Annotated in this window: 18 protein-coding genes; all 18 read right to left on the bottom strand. The window is 37.3% G+C overall.

Going from position 1 to position 17,514, the window contains the following annotated elements; genetic code table 11:
- Position 1: 1 nt before the first annotated feature.
- The 18 genes from KYI10_02220 to KYI10_02135 all read right to left on the bottom strand — a co-directional run bounded on the left by KYI10_02220 (position 2) and on the right by KYI10_02135 (position 17,391).
- Complete coding sequence (locus KYI10_02220) at positions 2–1,909, bottom strand: hypothetical protein (GenBank protein QYA33275.1); 1,908 nt, start codon at positions 1,907–1,909, stop codon at positions 2–4.
- The gene (locus tag KYI10_02215) at positions 1,881–2,786 is read right to left on the bottom strand and encodes an ABC transporter ATP-binding protein (protein QYA33274.1); all 906 of its coding nucleotides are present in this window, start codon (positions 2,784–2,786) and stop codon (positions 1,881–1,883) included. Before KYI10_02215 ends, KYI10_02220 begins: the two co-directional genes overlap by 29 nt.
- Entirely contained in the window at positions 2,767–3,153 is a 387-nt protein-coding gene (locus tag KYI10_02210; protein ID QYA33273.1) for a GntR family transcriptional regulator, read from the bottom strand. Before KYI10_02210 ends, KYI10_02215 begins: the two co-directional genes overlap by 20 nt.
- A gap of 116 nt (positions 3,154–3,269) precedes the next feature.
- The gene (locus KYI10_02205; protein ID QYA33272.1) at positions 3,270–4,049 is read right to left on the bottom strand and encodes an SDR family oxidoreductase; all 780 of its coding nucleotides are present in this window, start codon (positions 4,047–4,049) and stop codon (positions 3,270–3,272) included.
- Positions 4,050–4,125: 76 nt separating this feature from the next.
- A complete protein-coding gene (locus KYI10_02200) occupies positions 4,126–4,533 on the bottom strand; it encodes a VOC family protein (GenBank protein QYA33271.1) in 408 nt (135 codons plus the stop codon).
- Positions 4,533–5,018 (bottom strand): cupin domain-containing protein, encoded by a 486-nt coding sequence (locus tag KYI10_02195; protein ID QYA33270.1) that lies wholly within the window; start codon positions 5,016–5,018, stop codon positions 4,533–4,535. The genes KYI10_02200 and KYI10_02195 overlap by 1 nt, the downstream gene beginning before the upstream one ends.
- A 44-nt stretch (positions 5,019–5,062) precedes the next feature.
- Positions 5,063–5,776, bottom strand: coding sequence for a YebC/PmpR family DNA-binding transcriptional regulator (locus KYI10_02190; protein QYA33269.1), 714 nt, complete (start codon positions 5,774–5,776; stop codon positions 5,063–5,065).
- Between the two features lie 85 nt (positions 5,777–5,861).
- Positions 5,862–6,497: a Bax inhibitor-1 family protein gene (locus KYI10_02185; GenBank protein ID QYA33268.2), complete on the bottom strand. Its 636-nt coding sequence runs from the start codon at positions 6,495–6,497 to the stop codon at positions 5,862–5,864.
- Between the two features lie 70 nt (positions 6,498–6,567).
- Positions 6,568–7,935 carry a gluconate:H+ symporter gene (locus KYI10_02180; GenBank protein ID QYA33267.1) on the bottom strand — a complete coding sequence of 456 codons (1,368 nt, stop codon included), beginning with the start codon at positions 7,933–7,935 and terminating at the stop codon, positions 6,568–6,570.
- The gene (gene gntK, locus KYI10_02175) at positions 7,935–9,479 is read right to left on the bottom strand and encodes a gluconokinase (protein ID QYA33266.1); all 1,545 of its coding nucleotides are present in this window, start codon (positions 9,477–9,479) and stop codon (positions 7,935–7,937) included. The genes KYI10_02180 and gntK overlap by 1 nt, the downstream gene beginning before the upstream one ends.
- Positions 9,479–10,168, bottom strand: a complete 690-nt coding sequence (locus KYI10_02170; GenBank protein QYA33265.1) for a GntR family transcriptional regulator — start codon at positions 10,166–10,168, stop codon at positions 9,479–9,481. Before KYI10_02170 ends, gntK begins: the two co-directional genes overlap by 1 nt.
- Positions 10,169–10,293: 125 nt before the next feature.
- Entirely contained in the window at positions 10,294–10,824 is a 531-nt protein-coding gene (locus KYI10_02165; protein ID QYA33264.1) for an alpha/beta fold hydrolase, read from the bottom strand.
- 64 nt (positions 10,825–10,888) lie between these two features.
- Positions 10,889–11,899 (bottom strand): inorganic phosphate transporter, encoded by a 1,011-nt coding sequence (locus KYI10_02160; GenBank protein QYA33263.1) that lies wholly within the window; start codon positions 11,897–11,899, stop codon positions 10,889–10,891.
- An 11-nt stretch (positions 11,900–11,910) separates the two neighbouring features.
- Positions 11,911–12,528: a DUF47 domain-containing protein gene (locus KYI10_02155; GenBank protein ID QYA33262.1), complete on the bottom strand. Its 618-nt coding sequence runs from the start codon at positions 12,526–12,528 to the stop codon at positions 11,911–11,913.
- 217 nt (positions 12,529–12,745) lie between these two features.
- On the bottom strand, positions 12,746–13,660 hold the full coding sequence (locus tag KYI10_02150; GenBank protein QYA33261.1) for an NAD-dependent epimerase/dehydratase family protein: 915 nt from the start codon (positions 13,658–13,660) through the stop codon (positions 12,746–12,748).
- Positions 13,661–13,675: 15 nt separating this feature from the next.
- On the bottom strand, positions 13,676–14,686 hold the full coding sequence (locus tag KYI10_02145; protein ID QYA33260.1) for an alpha/beta hydrolase: 1,011 nt from the start codon (positions 14,684–14,686) through the stop codon (positions 13,676–13,678).
- Positions 14,687–14,762: 76 nt separating this feature from the next.
- Positions 14,763–15,863, bottom strand: coding sequence for a hypothetical protein (locus KYI10_02140; protein ID QYA33259.1), 1,101 nt, complete (start codon positions 15,861–15,863; stop codon positions 14,763–14,765).
- Between the two features lie 91 nt (positions 15,864–15,954).
- On the bottom strand, positions 15,955–17,391 hold the full coding sequence (locus KYI10_02135) for a DHA2 family efflux MFS transporter permease subunit (protein QYA33258.1): 1,437 nt from the start codon (positions 17,389–17,391) through the stop codon (positions 15,955–15,957).
- Positions 17,392–17,514: the final 123 nt, after the last annotated feature.

Below are 17,514 nucleotides of genomic sequence, written 5' to 3'. Positions count from 1 at the left end.
CTTATTTTATAAATATAAATGATTTTTCCGGGCTATCAATAACGAAGATTCGTTGCCCTTTTGAATCAATCTGCTGTGCGTTTACCATGCGTTTAAATTCTTTTCTGTCTATTTTTTTCGCACCTTTTACTTCATTTATCGTTTCAATATTTCTGACATGTTCAAAAGATGTTTTTCGTGGAAGTTCATATACGTTGCCATCTTTTAGTACATCACTCGGCTCAGAGATGATTTCCTCATCAATTAGAAATTGTATTAACTTCGTATCGTATATCGAAATCGGAACGTCATAACTTCCAGACTCGGTAACCATTCCATTCGATTTAACATGTTCATAATCGAAAGTAATACTATACTTTGTTTTTCCTGCTTCAAGATTTGAATTAAAACTTCTTTCTTTAATACTTGTTTCCAGAACTTTTATAAGCTTTTCTTTTTGTTTGTTATTCATGCTGTCACCCGTAAATGAATCGTTATTCACTTCATGGGTAATAGAAATTTGATCTTTTTTATGCTTACTAAGATCAAGTGCAGTGACTAGCGCTTTCATATTGTCTTCTGTATTGACACGCTTAATGTAGTTATCATAATCTTTTTCAAAGACTTCATAATTTCTATCAACTACTCGACCATTATTCATAATATACTGAATATGTATCGTACGGACTGCTACATCATTGTTATATACACCTTTTTTTGCGTTCTTTAATTGTTTATGCGCATCGACAACACTATCAATAAATGCTTGATTGCTTACTTTCGTATCGTTCAGCAAACTTTGATTCATGTATATTTGATTAGCATCTTCAAAAGTTGTTGCGACAGATGAGATTTCTTTTTTATCAGGTATAAATTGTTCACGCATATATCCTGAAATAAAAACTAATATCAACGCAGCAGCTACAATCGCGAACGAAGTGATATAAAGTCGCTTATCGAAAGTGATTCGAGCAGACTTTTGTGAAATCATTTCCATTAGTATGAACGCAACTGTAAATGCGATTGCATAGATGATGAGTGATATAATCTTCATCTCACTAAATAATGAGCTGAATATCAATCCTCCTAGCATGGTCGCTATAAACAGCATAATAAAATAAATAATCAAATAGATAAACTGATTCGCATAAGGTTCATTGATGCGCTCATTCTTACGTCGCATATATGCATAATAAGAAAGTGCAATCATGACGATTGATATTACAAACACCACGACCAAATAGACAAAGTGATAGCGATCTGCAATCACGAATTCCATAAATTTTACAGGTATCGTAATATCATTAAGCAGCACAGTAGGATATTCCGAAAGACCTTTGAATAATACCATATGCGTTGTATAGATTAGTGTTCCCATAATTACCGGGGAAATAAGCAGTGCTATCGTCCCAACAGTATGACTTAAGTAATTATTTATCAATAAGCCTAACAATACAGTTAAACTAAAGATAAACAGATGAATGAGTAAACTTAACAGCACCCATATCAGCACTTTCTCAATATTTATGCCATTAAATTTAATCCCGAATATTAATGTGATAACACCGTTTATCAATAAATTGAGGAGCACATGCGTAAAATATGTTAGGTAAACTGTATTTAAAATACGATAACGTTTTATCGGCAGACTATGAATAAAGTCAGATGCACCTTGCCCTTTAAAGAAATAGGTAATAAAAATACCGCTTAATCCTGCATAAATCATTGCGCCAAAGAAATATAGCCCTGCTGTATTTAATGAGCCGATAATATACTTACTAATATTATTCGTACCTTCAACATCCATCATAAAATAGGAGAACGGCACTAAAATAAATGTACAGATGATATTAATTACCGTCAAAAACATGATATTGCGTGATAAGTTTCTGAACAGCGCTTTATTCCACAATGATGTTTTCAATTGCATAACCGTAACCTCCCAATTCATATGTAAAGATTTCTTCTAATGTGAGCGGTAATATATCATAGAGCAGTGGATCTGCTGTTGTAATATATTCTTCTACTCTGTCTAGGTTGTCTTTTACGATACAAGTAACTACACGTCCTTTAGTCACTTTCTCGATAACATTCATCCCTTTATAGAATGATTCATCAGGTAATGTGCTGAAAGCCATCTGTATTTTAGCTACATTTCCTTTTAAGTCATCAAGGTCACGTGTCATCAATACGCGTCCTTCATGCATCAAAGTTACCGCATCACAGAAATCTTCCATTTCTCTTAAATTATGGCTAGACACGAACAAAGCCATGTCATGATTAGTAACATCCTGAATCAAGATGTTCTTGATTGTATGTCTGACAATCGGGTCTAATCCATCAAACGGTTCATCCAGCAGCATAACTTTAGGACGTGCTGCAATCGCTAGTATAAATGCACATTGACGCTGCATACCTTTTGATAACTTTGCAATCTTCTTAGATGGATTCATATTAAGCACTTTTACAAGCTGTTTGTATCGTTCTTCACTGAAATCGGGAAACATCATTTTATAGAACTCAGACATCTCATCCAGACTCGCATGTCCAAAGAAATAAGGAATATCAGAGATAAAGATCATATGCGCCTTATAATGGATGTCTTCGAATATATCCATATCATTTACTGTAATCTGTCCAGTATCACTTTTATAGATACCTGCAATTAGCTTGAGCAATGTTGTCTTACCTGCCCCATTACTTCCAAGTAACCCTTGAATTGAACCTTGCTTTATTATTAAGTCAACTTCATCCACCGCTTTGAACTTTCCAAATGACTTGCTGACCTTATTCAGTTTGATTGTCATCGTGCTCACCCCTCATGTTTTCAATTGCTGCTATAATCTCTTCTTTCGTCAGACCTAGAAATAGTAATTCCTGCACTGTTTTATGCAATGTCTCTGTTAACATGTTGATGCGCTCCTTATTCATCTCATTTTGAATGGTGTTTACAAAGCTTCCTTTACCTGGGACTGAATAGGTGTAACCTAGATGTTCTAGTTCACGGTATGCCTTTTGAATAGTGTTCGGATTAATGGTTAACTCTTGCGCAAGCTGTCTCACGGACGGCAGCTTTTCATCCGGTAGCAGAACGCCATTCATAATTTGAAGCTTAAATCCATTGATAAGCTGCTCATATATCGGAATACGACTCCTATTGTCGATTGATATCATAAAACCTCTCCGTTCTACTGTATTAACTGTACTATATAATATAATACACTTAATACAGCATTCGTCAACCTTTTGACAAAAAAATAGCATCAGGAAATATCCCGATGCTATCTTCATTAAAGACTTGGTGATTTACCACCATCGATATTTACAGCAGTACCCGTAACATAACTTGCTGCATCACTTACTAAGAATGAAATGACATTCGCCGCTTCTCTAGTATCACCAATACGACCAATCGGAATTTCAAACTTAGGATCTCTTGCATATTCTTCCCAAGGCTTTTCAGGTGCTTCCTCCTGCCAGCGTTTTTCAATCTGACCACTGCGAATCAGACCGATACATACAGCGTTCACACGAATATTATACTGTGCAAGATCCTTACTTAATGTCTTCGTCAATGCAAGTCCTGCTGCACGCGTGACAGAGGTTGGTGTTGTATCGGCTGGAGGGTTTTTGCCAGCAATGGCTGTAAGATTGACTATGGCGCCCCCATTCTTCTTAAGTTCTGGTAATGCTGCATGTAACATATGAAGCGCACCGAATAGTTTGAGGTCAAGATCATCCTGCCAGTCATCCAGCGAAACATCTTCGAAATTTTTAGCAAACGCACTTCCTGCATTATTGATGAGTATATCAAGCTTTCCATACGTATCGATTGCTTTTTGAACAAATTGTTTACAGTCCGTTTCCTTCGTAACATCACATACTTGATAAGATACTTCTTGACCTGTTTGCTCCTTAATTTCCTTTGCAATATTAATCAGTTCGTCTTCATGACGGGAAGCAATCACTACACGAGCACCTTCTGCAGCTAATACCGTCGCAGTTTCCTTACCGATACCTTTACTTGAACCTGTAATTATAGCTACTTTACCCTTTAAACCTAAATCCATACCCTCAGCTCCTTTCTCTCATCATAACAAATATTAAAGTAAGTATAAAAAAATGCACCTTATCAATAAGGTGCTATCATCCAATGGATAGGTTTAATTGCCAGTTGATACCAAACTGATCAGCTACCCATGCAAACTTCTCTGACACTGGATGCATCGGCGCAAGTTCCATCAGCACTTGTCCATCCTCCTTTAACTGATCATATAGGAATTCAATCTCTTCAGCAGATTCGCATTCAACCGCAAAACTTAGCGCCGGCGTAAAAGGAATATCTGTACCATTCGCGTTGTCAATTGCCATAAACTGTTCGTTATGAATTGTAAACACTGCATGATTCACCGTCCCGGGTGCACCTGGTCCTTGTTCATCATACTTAATCATAGAAATGATCTCACTATTACGAAATACAGCGGTATAAAATTCAATTGCCGCTTCTGCTTTTCCATTAAACATCATAAATGGCGTAATTTTTTTGTTTTTCATTATACATTCCCCTTGTGCTTTAATGCATATTTTTCGATAATCGTTTGGTGTCTCGGGTACCACTCTATCAGTTCATCTTGCGTAAACAGTTCAAAGCTCTCGAATGTAAATCCTGGTGCGACCATACAGCCAACGAGACTCCATCTATCTTCTCCTTCAACTGTAGATGCAAATATCGTGTTCTTTGGTACTAGATATTGTGGCACTTCACCCTTTTTCACATCGAGCCCAAGTTTAACAGACTGATAACTCCCATCAGGATGAATCATATGAATCGTCAGTGAATCACCTGCATGGAAATACCACAGTTCATCCGACTGTATACGATGAAAGTGTGAAATATTTCCTGACTCTAGCAAGAAATAGATGCTTGTATATAGTCTTTTATCATCTATGTTAAGTTCAGATTGATATGTCTCATAGTAATAGCCCCCTTCTGGATGTGGTTGTAATTGCAATGTCTCTATAAAATCCTGTTTATTCATAATTCCTCCTAAAAAAGCACTGAAATCGCTTCAGTGCTTACAAATTATACATTTACATTATGGTGTACAGTCTGTACGTCTTCTAAATCTTCAATCGCGTCTACTAACTTTTCAAATACTTCTAAGTCCGAATCGGATAAGTCTAATTCAGTCTGAGGGACCATTGAAAGTTCGGCTATAGTAAATTCTTCAATCTCTGCTTCTTTCAATGTATTCTGTACTGCTGCAAATTGATCAGGTTCTGCATAGACAATAACGTGCCCGTCCTCTTCTATTACATCGCGTACATCAATATCTGCTTCCATCAGAATTTCCAGCGTTTCATCTGCACTCTTACCATCAAATCCAAACACTGCAGTATTATCAAACATATAACTTACTGAACCGGATACCCCCATATTCCCCCCGTTCTTACCAAACGCCGCACGAACGTCACTCGCTGTACGGTTAACGTTATTTGTAAGGGCGTCTACGATTAACATCGAACCACCAGGACCAAATCCCTCATAGCGTAGTTCATCGTAGTTCTCTTCTGCACCGCCTTTAGCTTTCTCGATAGCACGATCAATAATATGTTTCGGTACAGAGTATGTTTTCGCACGTTCAAGAACGAATTTCAAGTTTTGGTTCGATTCAGGATCTGGCTCTCCAGACTTTGCTGCGACATAGATTTCACGACCGAATTTCGCATAGATTCTACTTGTATCCTTGTCCTTTGCAGCTTTCTTATCTTTAATGTTGTTCCATTTACGACCCATAATATACACTTCTCTTTCAATAATTTATGTCATTATTATACACATTAATCCTTCATTACACAAAAAAGATTAAAGGCGCATGCCTTTAATCTTTTAAAATACTTGCTAATCGTAAAATATCTAAAATGATATTCAATAGGTTGATAAATAAGCTAAATCCCATCTCCTGTGGTGAGAAGTTTCCTTGTTTTAAACGGTTAAAGTCATATACTGTATACAAGAAGAAGATTGCAAGTCCTGCAATTGTAATCACCATCTGGAACATTGGAATTTGAATGAATATGCCTAAGAAACTTGCAAATACTAATGCGATTAATGCTGGGAATAATAGACGCCCTAAGTTAGATGCATCTCCTACTACAAAGTATCCAACTAAACCAAAGGCTAAGAATGCCCCTACAGCAAGTGCAACGTTTTGATAGAATGCAGCTTCACCTAACGTTGACATGTAGTACATAAATGTACCGTAACTTACAATCCCCATCCCAAACGCCATTAAGTTAGAAATTAAGAATCCAAACTTACGTGAAGCACGCACGAATAACGATAACATTACAAGTGCAAAAATTGCCATAGAAACCGTAAATCTTAATCCCGCTGGCACAAATTGTCCTAAATATGTTCCTACCGCAAAGATAATCCAGTAATACATAAAGAATAAAAACGTTTGACGATACGCTGATGCGCGTGTCACAGGTTGTGCATTATAATAATTGTTCATATAATCCCTCATTTAATTAGTGTTATATAATGATTATACAGTTTACAACTTACATTTACGAGCGATTTGATTATACAAACAGGCTGAAAATCATAATAAAGACGAGACCACTCACAGATATGATCGTCTCTAGAAGCGTCCATGTCAGCACTGTCTCTTTAATGGATAACCCGAAATATTCTTTAAACATCCAGAATCCTGCATCATTCACATGTGATGCGATGACACTCCCGGCACCTGTTGCAAGAACAACCAATGCTAAATTCACATCAGACGCTTCAAGCAACGGAATAACGATACCTGTCGTAGAAATCGCAGCAACTGTCGCAGATCCTAATGCAATTCTAAGTACTGCTGCAACAAGCCAAGCTAACAGAATCGGTGAAAAGTCTGAATGCGTAAATAATGTTTCGACATGCTTACCTACGCCACCATCAATCAATACCTGTTTAAATGCGCCACCTGCACCGATTATCAGAATCATCATCCCAATTGGATAGATTGCATCTGTAACCGACTGCATCACATCTTTCATCTTGCGCCCTCTAGAGAGACCCATTGTGATTACAGCGATCAATATTGAAATCAGCATGGCAGTAGATGCATCACCAATTAGGTAAATGGCCTTGATCAATCCATTTACATTTATTCCTTGTGCTTCTACCATTAATTTAACAATTGTGGAAATCAGCATTAATAATACAGGAAATAATGCTGTAAGTGTACTAATGAAAAATCCTGGTGTTTCCTCAATTTTGAAATTCACGTTTTTACCTAAAGACGAGATGTCTCCTTCACGTGTGAATGCTGTCGGCGTAATTTTCTTTGCAAACTTTGTAAATAACGGGCCTGCAATGATTGCTACAGGAATCGCAATGATAAAGCCATATATTAATACTTCACCAAGGTTTGCGTCATATTCTTTTGCAATCATGACCGGTCCAGGATGTGGCGGTAAGAAACCATGCGTTACAGAAAGTGCTGCAGCCATAGGAATACCTAAATAAAGTGCGGGTAGTTTCGTTTCTTTCGCAATGGTATACACAATCGGAATCAGTAATACAAGACCGACTTCAAAGAATAGTGCAATCCCTATAATGAAGGATGCCACAACAACAGCCCACTGAATATGTTTTAGTCCAAATTTATCGATGAGCGTATGTGCAATTCTCGTTGCTCCCCCACCATCAGCAAGCAACTTCCCAAGCATAGCACCTAAACCAAAGATGAGCGCAATATGTCCAAGTGTCCCACCCATTCCTGCTTCAATCGTAGCGACGACTTTATCTAAAGGAATCCCTAGCATAAGTGCCGTTAAAAAAGCGACGATGATTAATGATATAAACGTATTAAGTTTGAGTCCCATAATTAAGACCAGTAGAATAATAATAGCTATAGCGACTGTAAATAACGGCCATTGTTGTACGATAAAATCCATTATATTTCCCTCTTTTCATATTTTCTTTGAAACGCAGCAATGTCATCATATGTTTCCATCAATTGTTGTGTCATCTTAATATAAATCGGTAATACCTCGCGATAGATGTATACGTTTTCCTGAATCGGTTGATGTGGCTTTGTTGCACCGACCATAGCGCTGACATGGTCAAAATTATCTTTTTCTCCAATTGCAATTTGACCGAGAATAAAAGCACCGAGACAAGAACTTTCGATACTCTCCGGTACAATCACTTCATGTTCAAAAATATCGGACATCATCTGTCGCCATAGTGCACTTTTTGCAAATCCCCCTGTTGCCTTTAATGTCTTTACTTCTTCATCCATCAATACGGAAAGCGCAATATAAACTGTATAGAGATTAAAGATGACACCTTCAAGTGCCGCACGAATCATATGCTCTTTTTTATGCGAGAGGGTTAATCCAAAGAATGAGCCACGCACATTTGCATTCCAATGTGGCGCACGTTCTCCTGCAAGAAAAGGATGAAAGATCAAGCCATTACTCGCTGGTGGCACGCGTTCAGCAATCTTAGTCAATACTTCATAGCTATCGACACCGAGACGCTTTGCTGTTTCAATCTCACTTGAAGCAAATTCATCACGTATCCAGCGCAAGACGACACCACCATTATTCACAGGACCGCCAATGACCCATTTGTCCTTTGTCAAAGCATAGCAGAACAATCTCCCCTGACTATCTGTTTTCGGTTGATCAATTACTGTGCGAATCGCTCCACTTGTGCCAATAGTTACTGCAACTTCTCCAGGCTTAAATGCATCTACACCGAGATTACTAAGTACACCATCACTCGCACCGATAACAAATGGTGTGTTGACATCAATATTCATGATATCCGCATATTGCTTATCTATTCCTGTTAACAGTGTCGTCGTATCTACAGCTTCAGATAACTGACTTTTGTCTATTTCTAAAAGCTCGAGCACAGCATCATCATAATCAAGCTGGCGAATATTAAATATACCCGTGGCACTTAATATTGAATAATCTTCGATATATCTCTTAAAGAGTTGATAGAACACATAACCTTTTATTCCAATAAACTTTTTAGTCGACTGATAAAGCTTGGTTTCCGTTTCTTTCAGCCATAACATTTTGGTCAACGGACTCATCGGGTGAATCGGTGTCCCTGTACGGTGGTAGATAGCAAGACCATCATGTTCACGATTCAGCTTTTCTGCATACTGATAACTCCGATTATCTGCCCACGTAATACTATTAGTAAGTGGTTTATTATGTTCATCCATCAAGATCAAACTATGCATTGCACTAGAAAAGCTAATAAAATCAATCTCATTTTTAGCGGCTTCTGCTTTTTTCACAACCATACGGATGGTTTCTAAAACCGCTTCAAAGATGTCATTCGGATGTTGCTCCGCTGTATCTGTAGTAGGTGTTAATAATGGATACTCCACATGATGTACACCCACTATCTCACCTTGATTTTTATAGATTACCGCTTTAGTACTCGTCGTACCGATATCTACACCTATTTTAAACATTAATTTTCCTCCTTCGTTTGAGAATAGAATAAATCATCTATTTCTTCATGAACATCATCAAAATTCATATGAAGTACTTTTTTATAACCTTTTCTATCTCTTTGTTCAACAGTCGTGATATATTCATGATGATTCTTAAAGATGCGTTCAAAATCACCTTTATTAAACTTCATTCTTTCCTCCATCGAAATTAGGTTCAGTATCAGCATTGTCGGTTTAATGCTCATCCATAACTTTTCTAATTGCTTATGGTGAATACTTTCGATCATCGTCTGATGGAAAAGAATATCCTGCATAGCAAACTCCGCAGCATCATTAAATTTAACCGCTACTTTCATCATTTCAAGTTTCTTATGGAGTTCCAGTACGACTTTAGATATATCCTTTTTTCTGATCTTTTCAAAACTAAAGCTTTCAATCATCAGTCTCATGTCATAAAGTTCTTTTATATCATTTTCTGATAAAGCCATTATCACTGCACCCATCCGTTCTAAACGAATCAATTTATCATTAGATAAAATTTTTACCGCATCTCTTACGGGTGAACGACTCACCTTGTACATCTGAGCTAATGTATTCTCTGAAAGCTTCTCTCCATCCTTAATCTGCTTAGAAATAATCTTATACCTCAAATCTAATGCTATCTGCTCTCCTGTTGAAAGTTGATTCATCCATTGTTTAGGTATCATGGTTTACCTCCGTCTACTTGTATACAAGTATGGTAATATAAAATTAACAAACTGTAAACGCTTTCGTTTGAAATAAAAAATAAAGATAAATAAAGCTAGCACTTTATTTATCTTTATTCCTCTAATTAAAGTAATTGATTCAATTCATCTATACCATCATGAAATTCGTGCTGCCCGAATTGTTTTGTAATGATATTCATTTGTGGAAATTGTTGTTGCCAGCACATTTGGTGTTTGATGTCTACACGATCATCATCAACAGACTGAATGTGCGTAATGGGTACATCGATATAGTCCTCTGCATCTTCTCTTAACTTATTCTGCTCATCGCTAAACTTGTCATCGCAGCCAAACAAAGGGGACCCGATAAGAATCACTTGTTTAATTTTTTGTGTCACTTGATTTTCAGTTAAGTACTTCATAATTACAGTGCCACCGAACGAGTGCCCAATTAAGGTGACAGGTTCATGATCATCAATTTCATTCAAACTTTCAATGAATGGTTCCACCCATAATTCGTAGACCTGTCCCTTGTCTCTTGGATAGCGGTGCTTATGCCACACGTACTCACCTTGCGGAATCGTTCTCAGCAAAGGATTACTACCACTCTCTTTTGTTTGTTCACTTGCACTATGTACAAATACTATATGTTCCATCCTTATCCCTCCTAAAAAAATTCGGATAAACTGTTAACAGTTTACCCGAATATGTATGATTTAATTAAAAAATATGTGTAATGAAGTTAACAACAAAATAGATAATCGCTGCAATGATGGCTGAAATCGGCAATGTAATCACCCATGTAATAATCATACGCTGTGCTGTCGTCCACTTCACGCCTTTAACACGGTGACTTGATCCCACACCTAGAATTGAAGAGGATACAACGTGCGTTGTGGATACAGGTAGATGAAAATGTGTTGCTCCAAAGATGATAAATGCAGATGATAAGTCTGCTGCAACACCGTTGGCTGGACGAATCTTCATGATATTACCACCAACTGTTTTAATAATCTTCCATCCTCCTACTGCTGTACCTAATCCCATCGCTGCTGCACATGAAAGCTGTACCCATGTCTGAGGTTCAGTACTTCCGGTCTGCATCCCGGCTGAGATTAATGCCATCGTAATAATACCCATCGCTTTTTGCGCATCATTAGACCCGTGTGCAAAAGCTTGCGCTGCTGCTGTGAAAATCTGCAGGAATCTGAAATTACGATTTGTTTTCGTTAAGTTTGCATTCTTAAATACTGTTTTAATAATTGTATACATGATATAACCAACGATAAATGCAAGTAATGGTGAAATCAATAACCCTACAATAATCTTCGTAAATCCTGCATATTCCAGAATTCCAAAACCACCTGATGCAATTGCAGCGCCTGCAATTGATCCAATCAATGTATGTGACGACGAACTCGGAATCCCAAAATACCATGTGATTAAGTTCCATGTAATCGCACTGATTAATGCCGCAAGGATGACCACTTGACCGTTTTGTAACGTAAATGGGTCTACAATATCTTTCGTAACCGTCTTCGCTACCCCATGAAAAAGAATTGCTCCTACAAAGTTCAGTACAGCTGCCATCAATATCGCATGACGAGGCTTCAAAGCTTTCGTTGAGACTGCAGTTGCAATTGCATTCGCCGTATCGTGAAAACCGTTGATAAAATCAAAAGCTAACGCGAAGAACACAATCGCAAATGTAAAAATAATAATCGGTTCCATAAAAATGCTCCTTAACTATTCTTCATAATGATAGATTCAAGTATATTCGCAACTGCCTGGCATTTATCAGCAATATCCTCTAAAGACTGATAAATATCTTTTACTTTCATCACAGTTAACGGATCCGTTTCTACAGATAAGATATGTTTAATTGACTGTCTTAAAATACCGTCACAGTTTGTTTCATGTTCCTTAATATTAATCGAATGTACGCGCACATGGGATAACTTCTTCTCAGCAACGAGCGTCACTGCAATCTTAATTTCTTTTGCGCATCCTTGAATGTTCTGAACAAATTCAGCCATATACTCATCTGAGTATTCAATTGAATACATTTCAAACATTGCTGATGTTTCTTCCATAGCATCCATAACATCATCAATTGCATTTGAAAGAGCAAGAATATCTTCACGTTCAATGGGTGTGATGAATGTTTGATTTAAATCTGAAATCATTTGGTGCATCAGTTCATCACCATTTGTTTCATAGGCTTTAATTGTATCCGCATATTTCTTTAAATCAAACGCATTGTGAAATGTCATGTCACCAAATGCTACAGCAGCACGATCTAGATTCTCTGCCATCGCTTCTAATTGAACCGCAAATTTATCTTTCTTCTTATTAAACATGATATTGCCTCCTAATATTTTCACCATAGTTCTCTACATCGCTATTTTAAAGGAAATTGTTAACTTTTAATAGCGTTTTGTTAAAAATGTATTAAGTCTGTAAAGTAAGCGTATGCAAACCGTTGATATAATAAACCTTCTTTACATTCTTTACAAAAATGTAATATAAAAATGTAAATGAACCTCCAAAAAAACGACTGTATTATACAGCCGTTTGTTACTTTGTATACTGTTTTTCTATACCATTTGCTTTATCTTCCTGAAAGCGAGCAATACGCATCTCAACATCAAAGATTTTCATTGAAAGATGATACACCGGTAATTGTATCAATATATAGATGAGCCATGGTATCGTAGGTTCGTAATCATGAAGTGCAATGATAAGGGTGTCAGTGTGCTTCAATCTTCTAAACTCCATACGTGCACGACTTGTTAGTGTATTTTTGTATAATGCACCGTCTGTTATCTTATAAACCATTCTGTTTTCATCACTTTTTCCTTCATCCTCAGATAACGTAAGTACATGCTTGCCCGCTGCATAAATCGTATATACATTATCTTGACGTTTTACGTTAATAATATTAAAGGCCATATCACTCAACCAATTAAAATAATGATGACTCAAGTCAGCTATCGACCAGTTTGACGGCATCAACGTACGTTGAATACTTCTCACATCATTGATTTCTGAACTCTGTGTTTGTGCAACAATCCCTTTACGTTTAACTGATGTGACTGAGGCATGAACCGGTGTTTTGTAGCTACGCAGAATATTCAATGTTTCTTGATCTTCTGTTGTACCAGATACATAGAAAATTGCTTTCAATTGTGCAATCTCTGCAGCACGTGCAAAATTATCTGCACTGATAGCATTGATATCACGAAACTTTGTATCGTTCATTCTGCTGGAACGTTTATTGGGATCAATAAAGTATATTCCAAAATCTACGTGGGCCATCGCATCAATACAGTCATTCAAAGAGAACATATCGCCAGTAAGCCAGGTGACGCCTTCTAATGGTTCGCTCGGATATTTACTCATCGCATAAATATCATACTGTGCTGCCAATTGACTTGATATATATTTACCAATATATCCTGTTGCGCCTGTGAGTAATACTTTATCTTTCAAGGTGCATTCCTCCTGCTATTTCGTTTTCGTTGTAAGCGGTTCTTCTTCTAACGTATTATACAATGCTTGATCAGTAAACGTGCTCAGAAACTTAATCACTTTATCATATGTTATTTGAGATTCCTTTAGATTCATATGAAATTGATATTGATGTCTTAATCGATGTGAGCCATCAAAAAATGAGGTCGAATTCGGTACTTTATTTTCTTGCAACACTTTGACCAGTTCTATTGCCTGACTTTCAAATGGGTCTGCATCTCCTACTGTCAGAAATGTTGGAGGGTACTTTCCTGTTACTTGCTGCGTAATAGACATCTGATCAATCTGTTTAAACTCGCGCTCCCAATATTTTTCTCCAGTATAGCTTTCCATAAAATCTTCAATTCGTGGAAATTTTGTTGCTCTTACCGTATTCATATCATATAATCCACCAAATAATATTACCCCTTTAATATCGTCCGGGGCAAAGACCGCTTCTTCCTGCATTTCTTTTCTTAATAATTCATTCGTTTGAATTGCTGCAAACTGCGCTGCAATTTGTGCTCCTGCTGAATCTCCGCCAATAATAATTTGATTAAAATCAATCGGAAGATGGAATGTATTACGCTTCATAAACTGTGCAGCTTGCTTTTCCTGAATTAAAGGTACGGGATATTTATGGGCAGGTGCAAGCGCATAGTTCATATTTGCAATAATAAAGCCCCGCTCTGCAATACGTGCAAGATAGGCATTTTTATGTTTTTTATCACCTGCGATATATCCCCCGCCATGTGTCCATATAATAAGCGGTAATTTGTCTCCTGATTTAATTTTCTTCGGCATAATAATATCCATTTGTGAGTTTGGTGCATCTTTGCCATATTGGACGTCAGAAATCAGCTTAACATTCATTGCCACACCAAGTTCATCGAATACCGTATCATGATTTAATGCGGGATTTTCTTTTTTATACCATCCAAATATTAATGCAAACGCCATCACAGTTAAAGCAACTAAAATTATAATTAATAAGTATCTTTTCTTCATTGTTATTCCCTTCAATCTACGCTAATTGTAACATTATTATCCGTCGATATAAATAAAAGCCGGGAACACACAACGCTTACGCGATGTGATTTTTCCCTGCCTTTTTACGCTTAATATATTTAAATAACAGTCCTAGGCATAGTAATAACCCTACATAGCCCATTATTGGGTAAACTGTTCCTACAAGCTCTACAAAGCCAACAAAACTTAAAGCATAACCAATAACCATCGATACGATGAGCAATATAATATACTGCTTTGAATAAGGTGTTGTCAGGCGTGCTGTAAACGAATACATTAAACCGACAATCGTATTATACATTACCATCAGCATAATAATGCTTAGTGCTATACCAAGCACCGGATGAATCATACGTCCTAACACTAAAGTTGGAATCGCTGAATCTTGAACTAATTCCAGTTCACTCAGTAAGCCAGAGTTTACCATCAATAATAGTACAAGTAATGTAATCCCACCGATAAAGGCACCACGGCCTGCAATATGTTTCTTCGAGGCATCGCTACCAATTGCAGCTAACATACTATAGCCAGTAGCAAATGCTAAGCCACCATAGTTTAAGCCGGAGAACCACCAAAGTGAACTTTCTGGAAGAAACTTCGATTTAAATGGCTGCTTTGAAGGATCGATGTATTTATCTACTTCGCTTAATGGCACATGCCCTTTAAAGAAGAAATAAACTGCAATAATTGTTACAACGACAATCAAGAATGGCGTTACAACTCCAAGTGCTCTGACAATCTTGTTAAAGTCCATCAGCAACGTACCTACTACAGCAATAATCATAAGTAACGAACCTAACCATATCGGTATCCCAAAGCTTTCATGAAACGCACTCCCTGATCCTGCGACCATGATCACCGATATTGCATATAAGAAAAACACTAAAATATAGTCAATGATTTTACCAAATTTTTCACCAAAAAGGTATGTAATCGTTGGTTCATGGCTGTCTACATCTAATCCATAACCAACCTTACTGATCTGACGGCCAAAGAACGTCAACATAATTCCAGAAATAAGTATTGCAAAATAGCTGTAAATACCATAATTCGTGAAAAATTTCAAAACTTCCTGACCTGTTGAAAAGCCGGCACCTACAATAACACCCACGTAAGCTGCACCGATTTTCATTGATTCTATATTACCTTTAGACATCCAACCTCTCCCTTAATATAATAAAAGACGTGCTATGAATATTTCACAACATGTCTTTATTACCCGATATTAAAAGTCATAAACGTTAAATTTAATTTTGTTCTTCAGGCAGTCCGAATGTCTCACCTTCAGGTGCCTTAGAACGTGTAACAAATAATGCCGTAATAAACCCTATGACTGTAAGGGCTATTGCAAACCAATAAGCGTGATGTACACCATACGTCAGTGCTGCTTGAGTCTGTGAATGGGTAGGATTACTTATTCCTTCTAATGCTTGTTGCTGACCCTGCGTCATTATACTTACAAAGACCGAAATCCCCATTGCACCGGCAATCGGCTGTATCATGTTACCGATTGCTGTGCCATGTGGATACAAATGCTTTGGTAACTGATTGATTGCATTCGTATGACTTGGCATCATAATCATCGAAATAGATACCATGAGTACCATATAAACAATGATAAATATATATAGTGGTATTCCTGGGTGAATCGTCGAGTAGAATATCATGACGAGCATCAGAACAAACATGCCCGGAATGATCATCTTACGTGGACCAATCTTATCAAATATTCGTCCCATAACTGGACTCATCGCGCCATTTAATAAAGCACCAGGCAACAGTATCATTCCTGCAACTTTGGCACTAAATCCCATCGGCCCTTGTAAGTACATCGGCATCACAATCTCAGAAGCGAACATCGCCATCACAACAACGACAAAGATAAACATCCCTTTACTATAGTTGCTATACTTAAAAACGGACATATCAAGTAGTGGTGATGTCAGATGGTTCTGACGGACAATAAAGATTACCAGGGAAATAAGTCCACTAAGAATCGGTAAGAATACCGCTTTATTGCTAAATCCACCTTCTATATTTCCGACAGAACTAAAGCCATATATAATACCTGCAACACCTATTGTTGATAAGACAACACTGAATATATCGACTTTCGGTTTCGTCACTTCGCCGACATTATCCAGATATTTAAACGCAAATCCGATTGAAAATAAAACGAATGGTACGACCGCAAAAAACAACCATCTCCATCCTAATGTATCAACGATTACACCAGAAAGGGTCGGCCCAATTGCAGGTGCAAACATCATAACAAGGCCGAAATTCCCCATAACTTTTCCACGTTCATGCGGCGGGAATAATAGCAGCATCGCATTCATAATAACAGGTATCAACAATCCTGTACCTGCCGCCTGAATCATCCTACCTGCCAGCAGCATAGGGAAATTGATCGCACACCCTGCTACCAATGTTCCAATAAGGAAGACGGACATCAATCCTATAAATAATTGTCGTGTTGTAAACCACTGAATTATAGTAGCAGATAATGGCATCAGCACCCCCATGATAAGCATAAATCCAGTAGCAAGCCACTGAACAGTCGGTGCATCGACATGAAAGACTGTCATAATCTTTGTCAAGGCGATATTCAGTAAGGTTTCATTTAAAAAGGTAAAGAATGCGCCAATTAAAAATGTAATCATGATTATAGTAGATTTTTTCATATTTCCTCCAAAACAATAGTTGTCTATACATCTTATAGCACGTTTCACGTAAAAACAATATCTCTTGAAATTTATTTTATATGCTTTATGTTATAAAGGATAATTATTTGCATTTCTCAATAC

The organism is Macrococcus sp. 19Msa1099 (assembly GCA_019357535.2).
In the GTDB taxonomy this organism is placed as follows: domain Bacteria; phylum Bacillota; class Bacilli; order Staphylococcales; family Staphylococcaceae; genus Macrococcoides; species Macrococcoides psychrotolerans.
Note: the sequence above shows the minus strand (reverse complement) of the source record. Positions and strands in the feature narration are given on the sequence as shown.

Bases quoted from the DNA above. Each gene is read 5' to 3' on its own strand.
- KYI10_02170 (QYA33265.1), bottom strand. From the start codon at position 10,168: ATGATACCTAAACAATGGATGAATCAACTTTCAACAGGAGAGCAGATA.
- KYI10_02180 (QYA33267.1), bottom strand. From the start codon at position 7,935: ATGGATTTTATCGTACAACAATGGCCGTTATTTACAGTCGCTATAGCT.
- KYI10_02140 (QYA33259.1), bottom strand. From the start codon at position 15,863: ATGTCTAAAGGTAATATAGAATCAATGAAAATCGGTGCAGCTTACGTG.
- KYI10_02205 (QYA33272.1), bottom strand. From the start codon at position 4,049: ATGGATTTAGGTTTAAAGGGTAAAGTAGCTATAATTACAGGTTCAAGT.
- KYI10_02135 (QYA33258.1), bottom strand. From the start codon at position 17,391: ATGAAAAAATCTACTATAATCATGATTACATTTTTAATTGGCGCATTC.
- KYI10_02185 (QYA33268.2), bottom strand. From the start codon at position 6,497: ATGAACAATTATTATAATGCACAACCTGTGACACGCGCATCAGCGTAT.
- KYI10_02155 (QYA33262.1), bottom strand. From the start codon at position 12,528: ATGTTTAATAAGAAGAAAGATAAATTTGCGGTTCAATTAGAAGCGATG.
- KYI10_02195 (QYA33270.1), bottom strand. From the start codon at position 5,018: ATGAATAAACAGGATTTTATAGAGACATTGCAATTACAACCACATCCA.
- KYI10_02190 (QYA33269.1), bottom strand. From the start codon at position 5,776: ATGGGTCGTAAATGGAACAACATTAAAGATAAGAAAGCTGCAAAGGAC.
- KYI10_02165 (QYA33264.1), bottom strand. From the start codon at position 10,824: ATGGAACATATAGTATTTGTACATAGTGCAAGTGAACAAACAAAAGAG.
- KYI10_02210 (QYA33273.1), bottom strand. From the start codon at position 3,153: ATGATATCAATCGACAATAGGAGTCGTATTCCGATATATGAGCAGCTT.
- KYI10_02215 (QYA33274.1), bottom strand. From the start codon at position 2,786: ATGACAATCAAACTGAATAAGGTCAGCAAGTCATTTGGAAAGTTCAAA.
- KYI10_02220 (QYA33275.1), bottom strand. From the start codon at position 1,909: ATGCAATTGAAAACATCATTGTGGAATAAAGCGCTGTTCAGAAACTTA.
- KYI10_02160 (QYA33263.1), bottom strand. From the start codon at position 11,899: ATGGAACCGATTATTATTTTTACATTTGCGATTGTGTTCTTCGCGTTA.
- gntK (QYA33266.1), bottom strand. From the start codon at position 9,479: ATGTTTAAAATAGGTGTAGATATCGGTACGACGAGTACTAAAGCGGTA.
- KYI10_02200 (QYA33271.1), bottom strand. From the start codon at position 4,533: ATGAAAAACAAAAAAATTACGCCATTTATGATGTTTAATGGAAAAGCA.
- KYI10_02145 (QYA33260.1), bottom strand. From the start codon at position 14,686: ATGAAGAAAAGATACTTATTAATTATAATTTTAGTTGCTTTAACTGTG.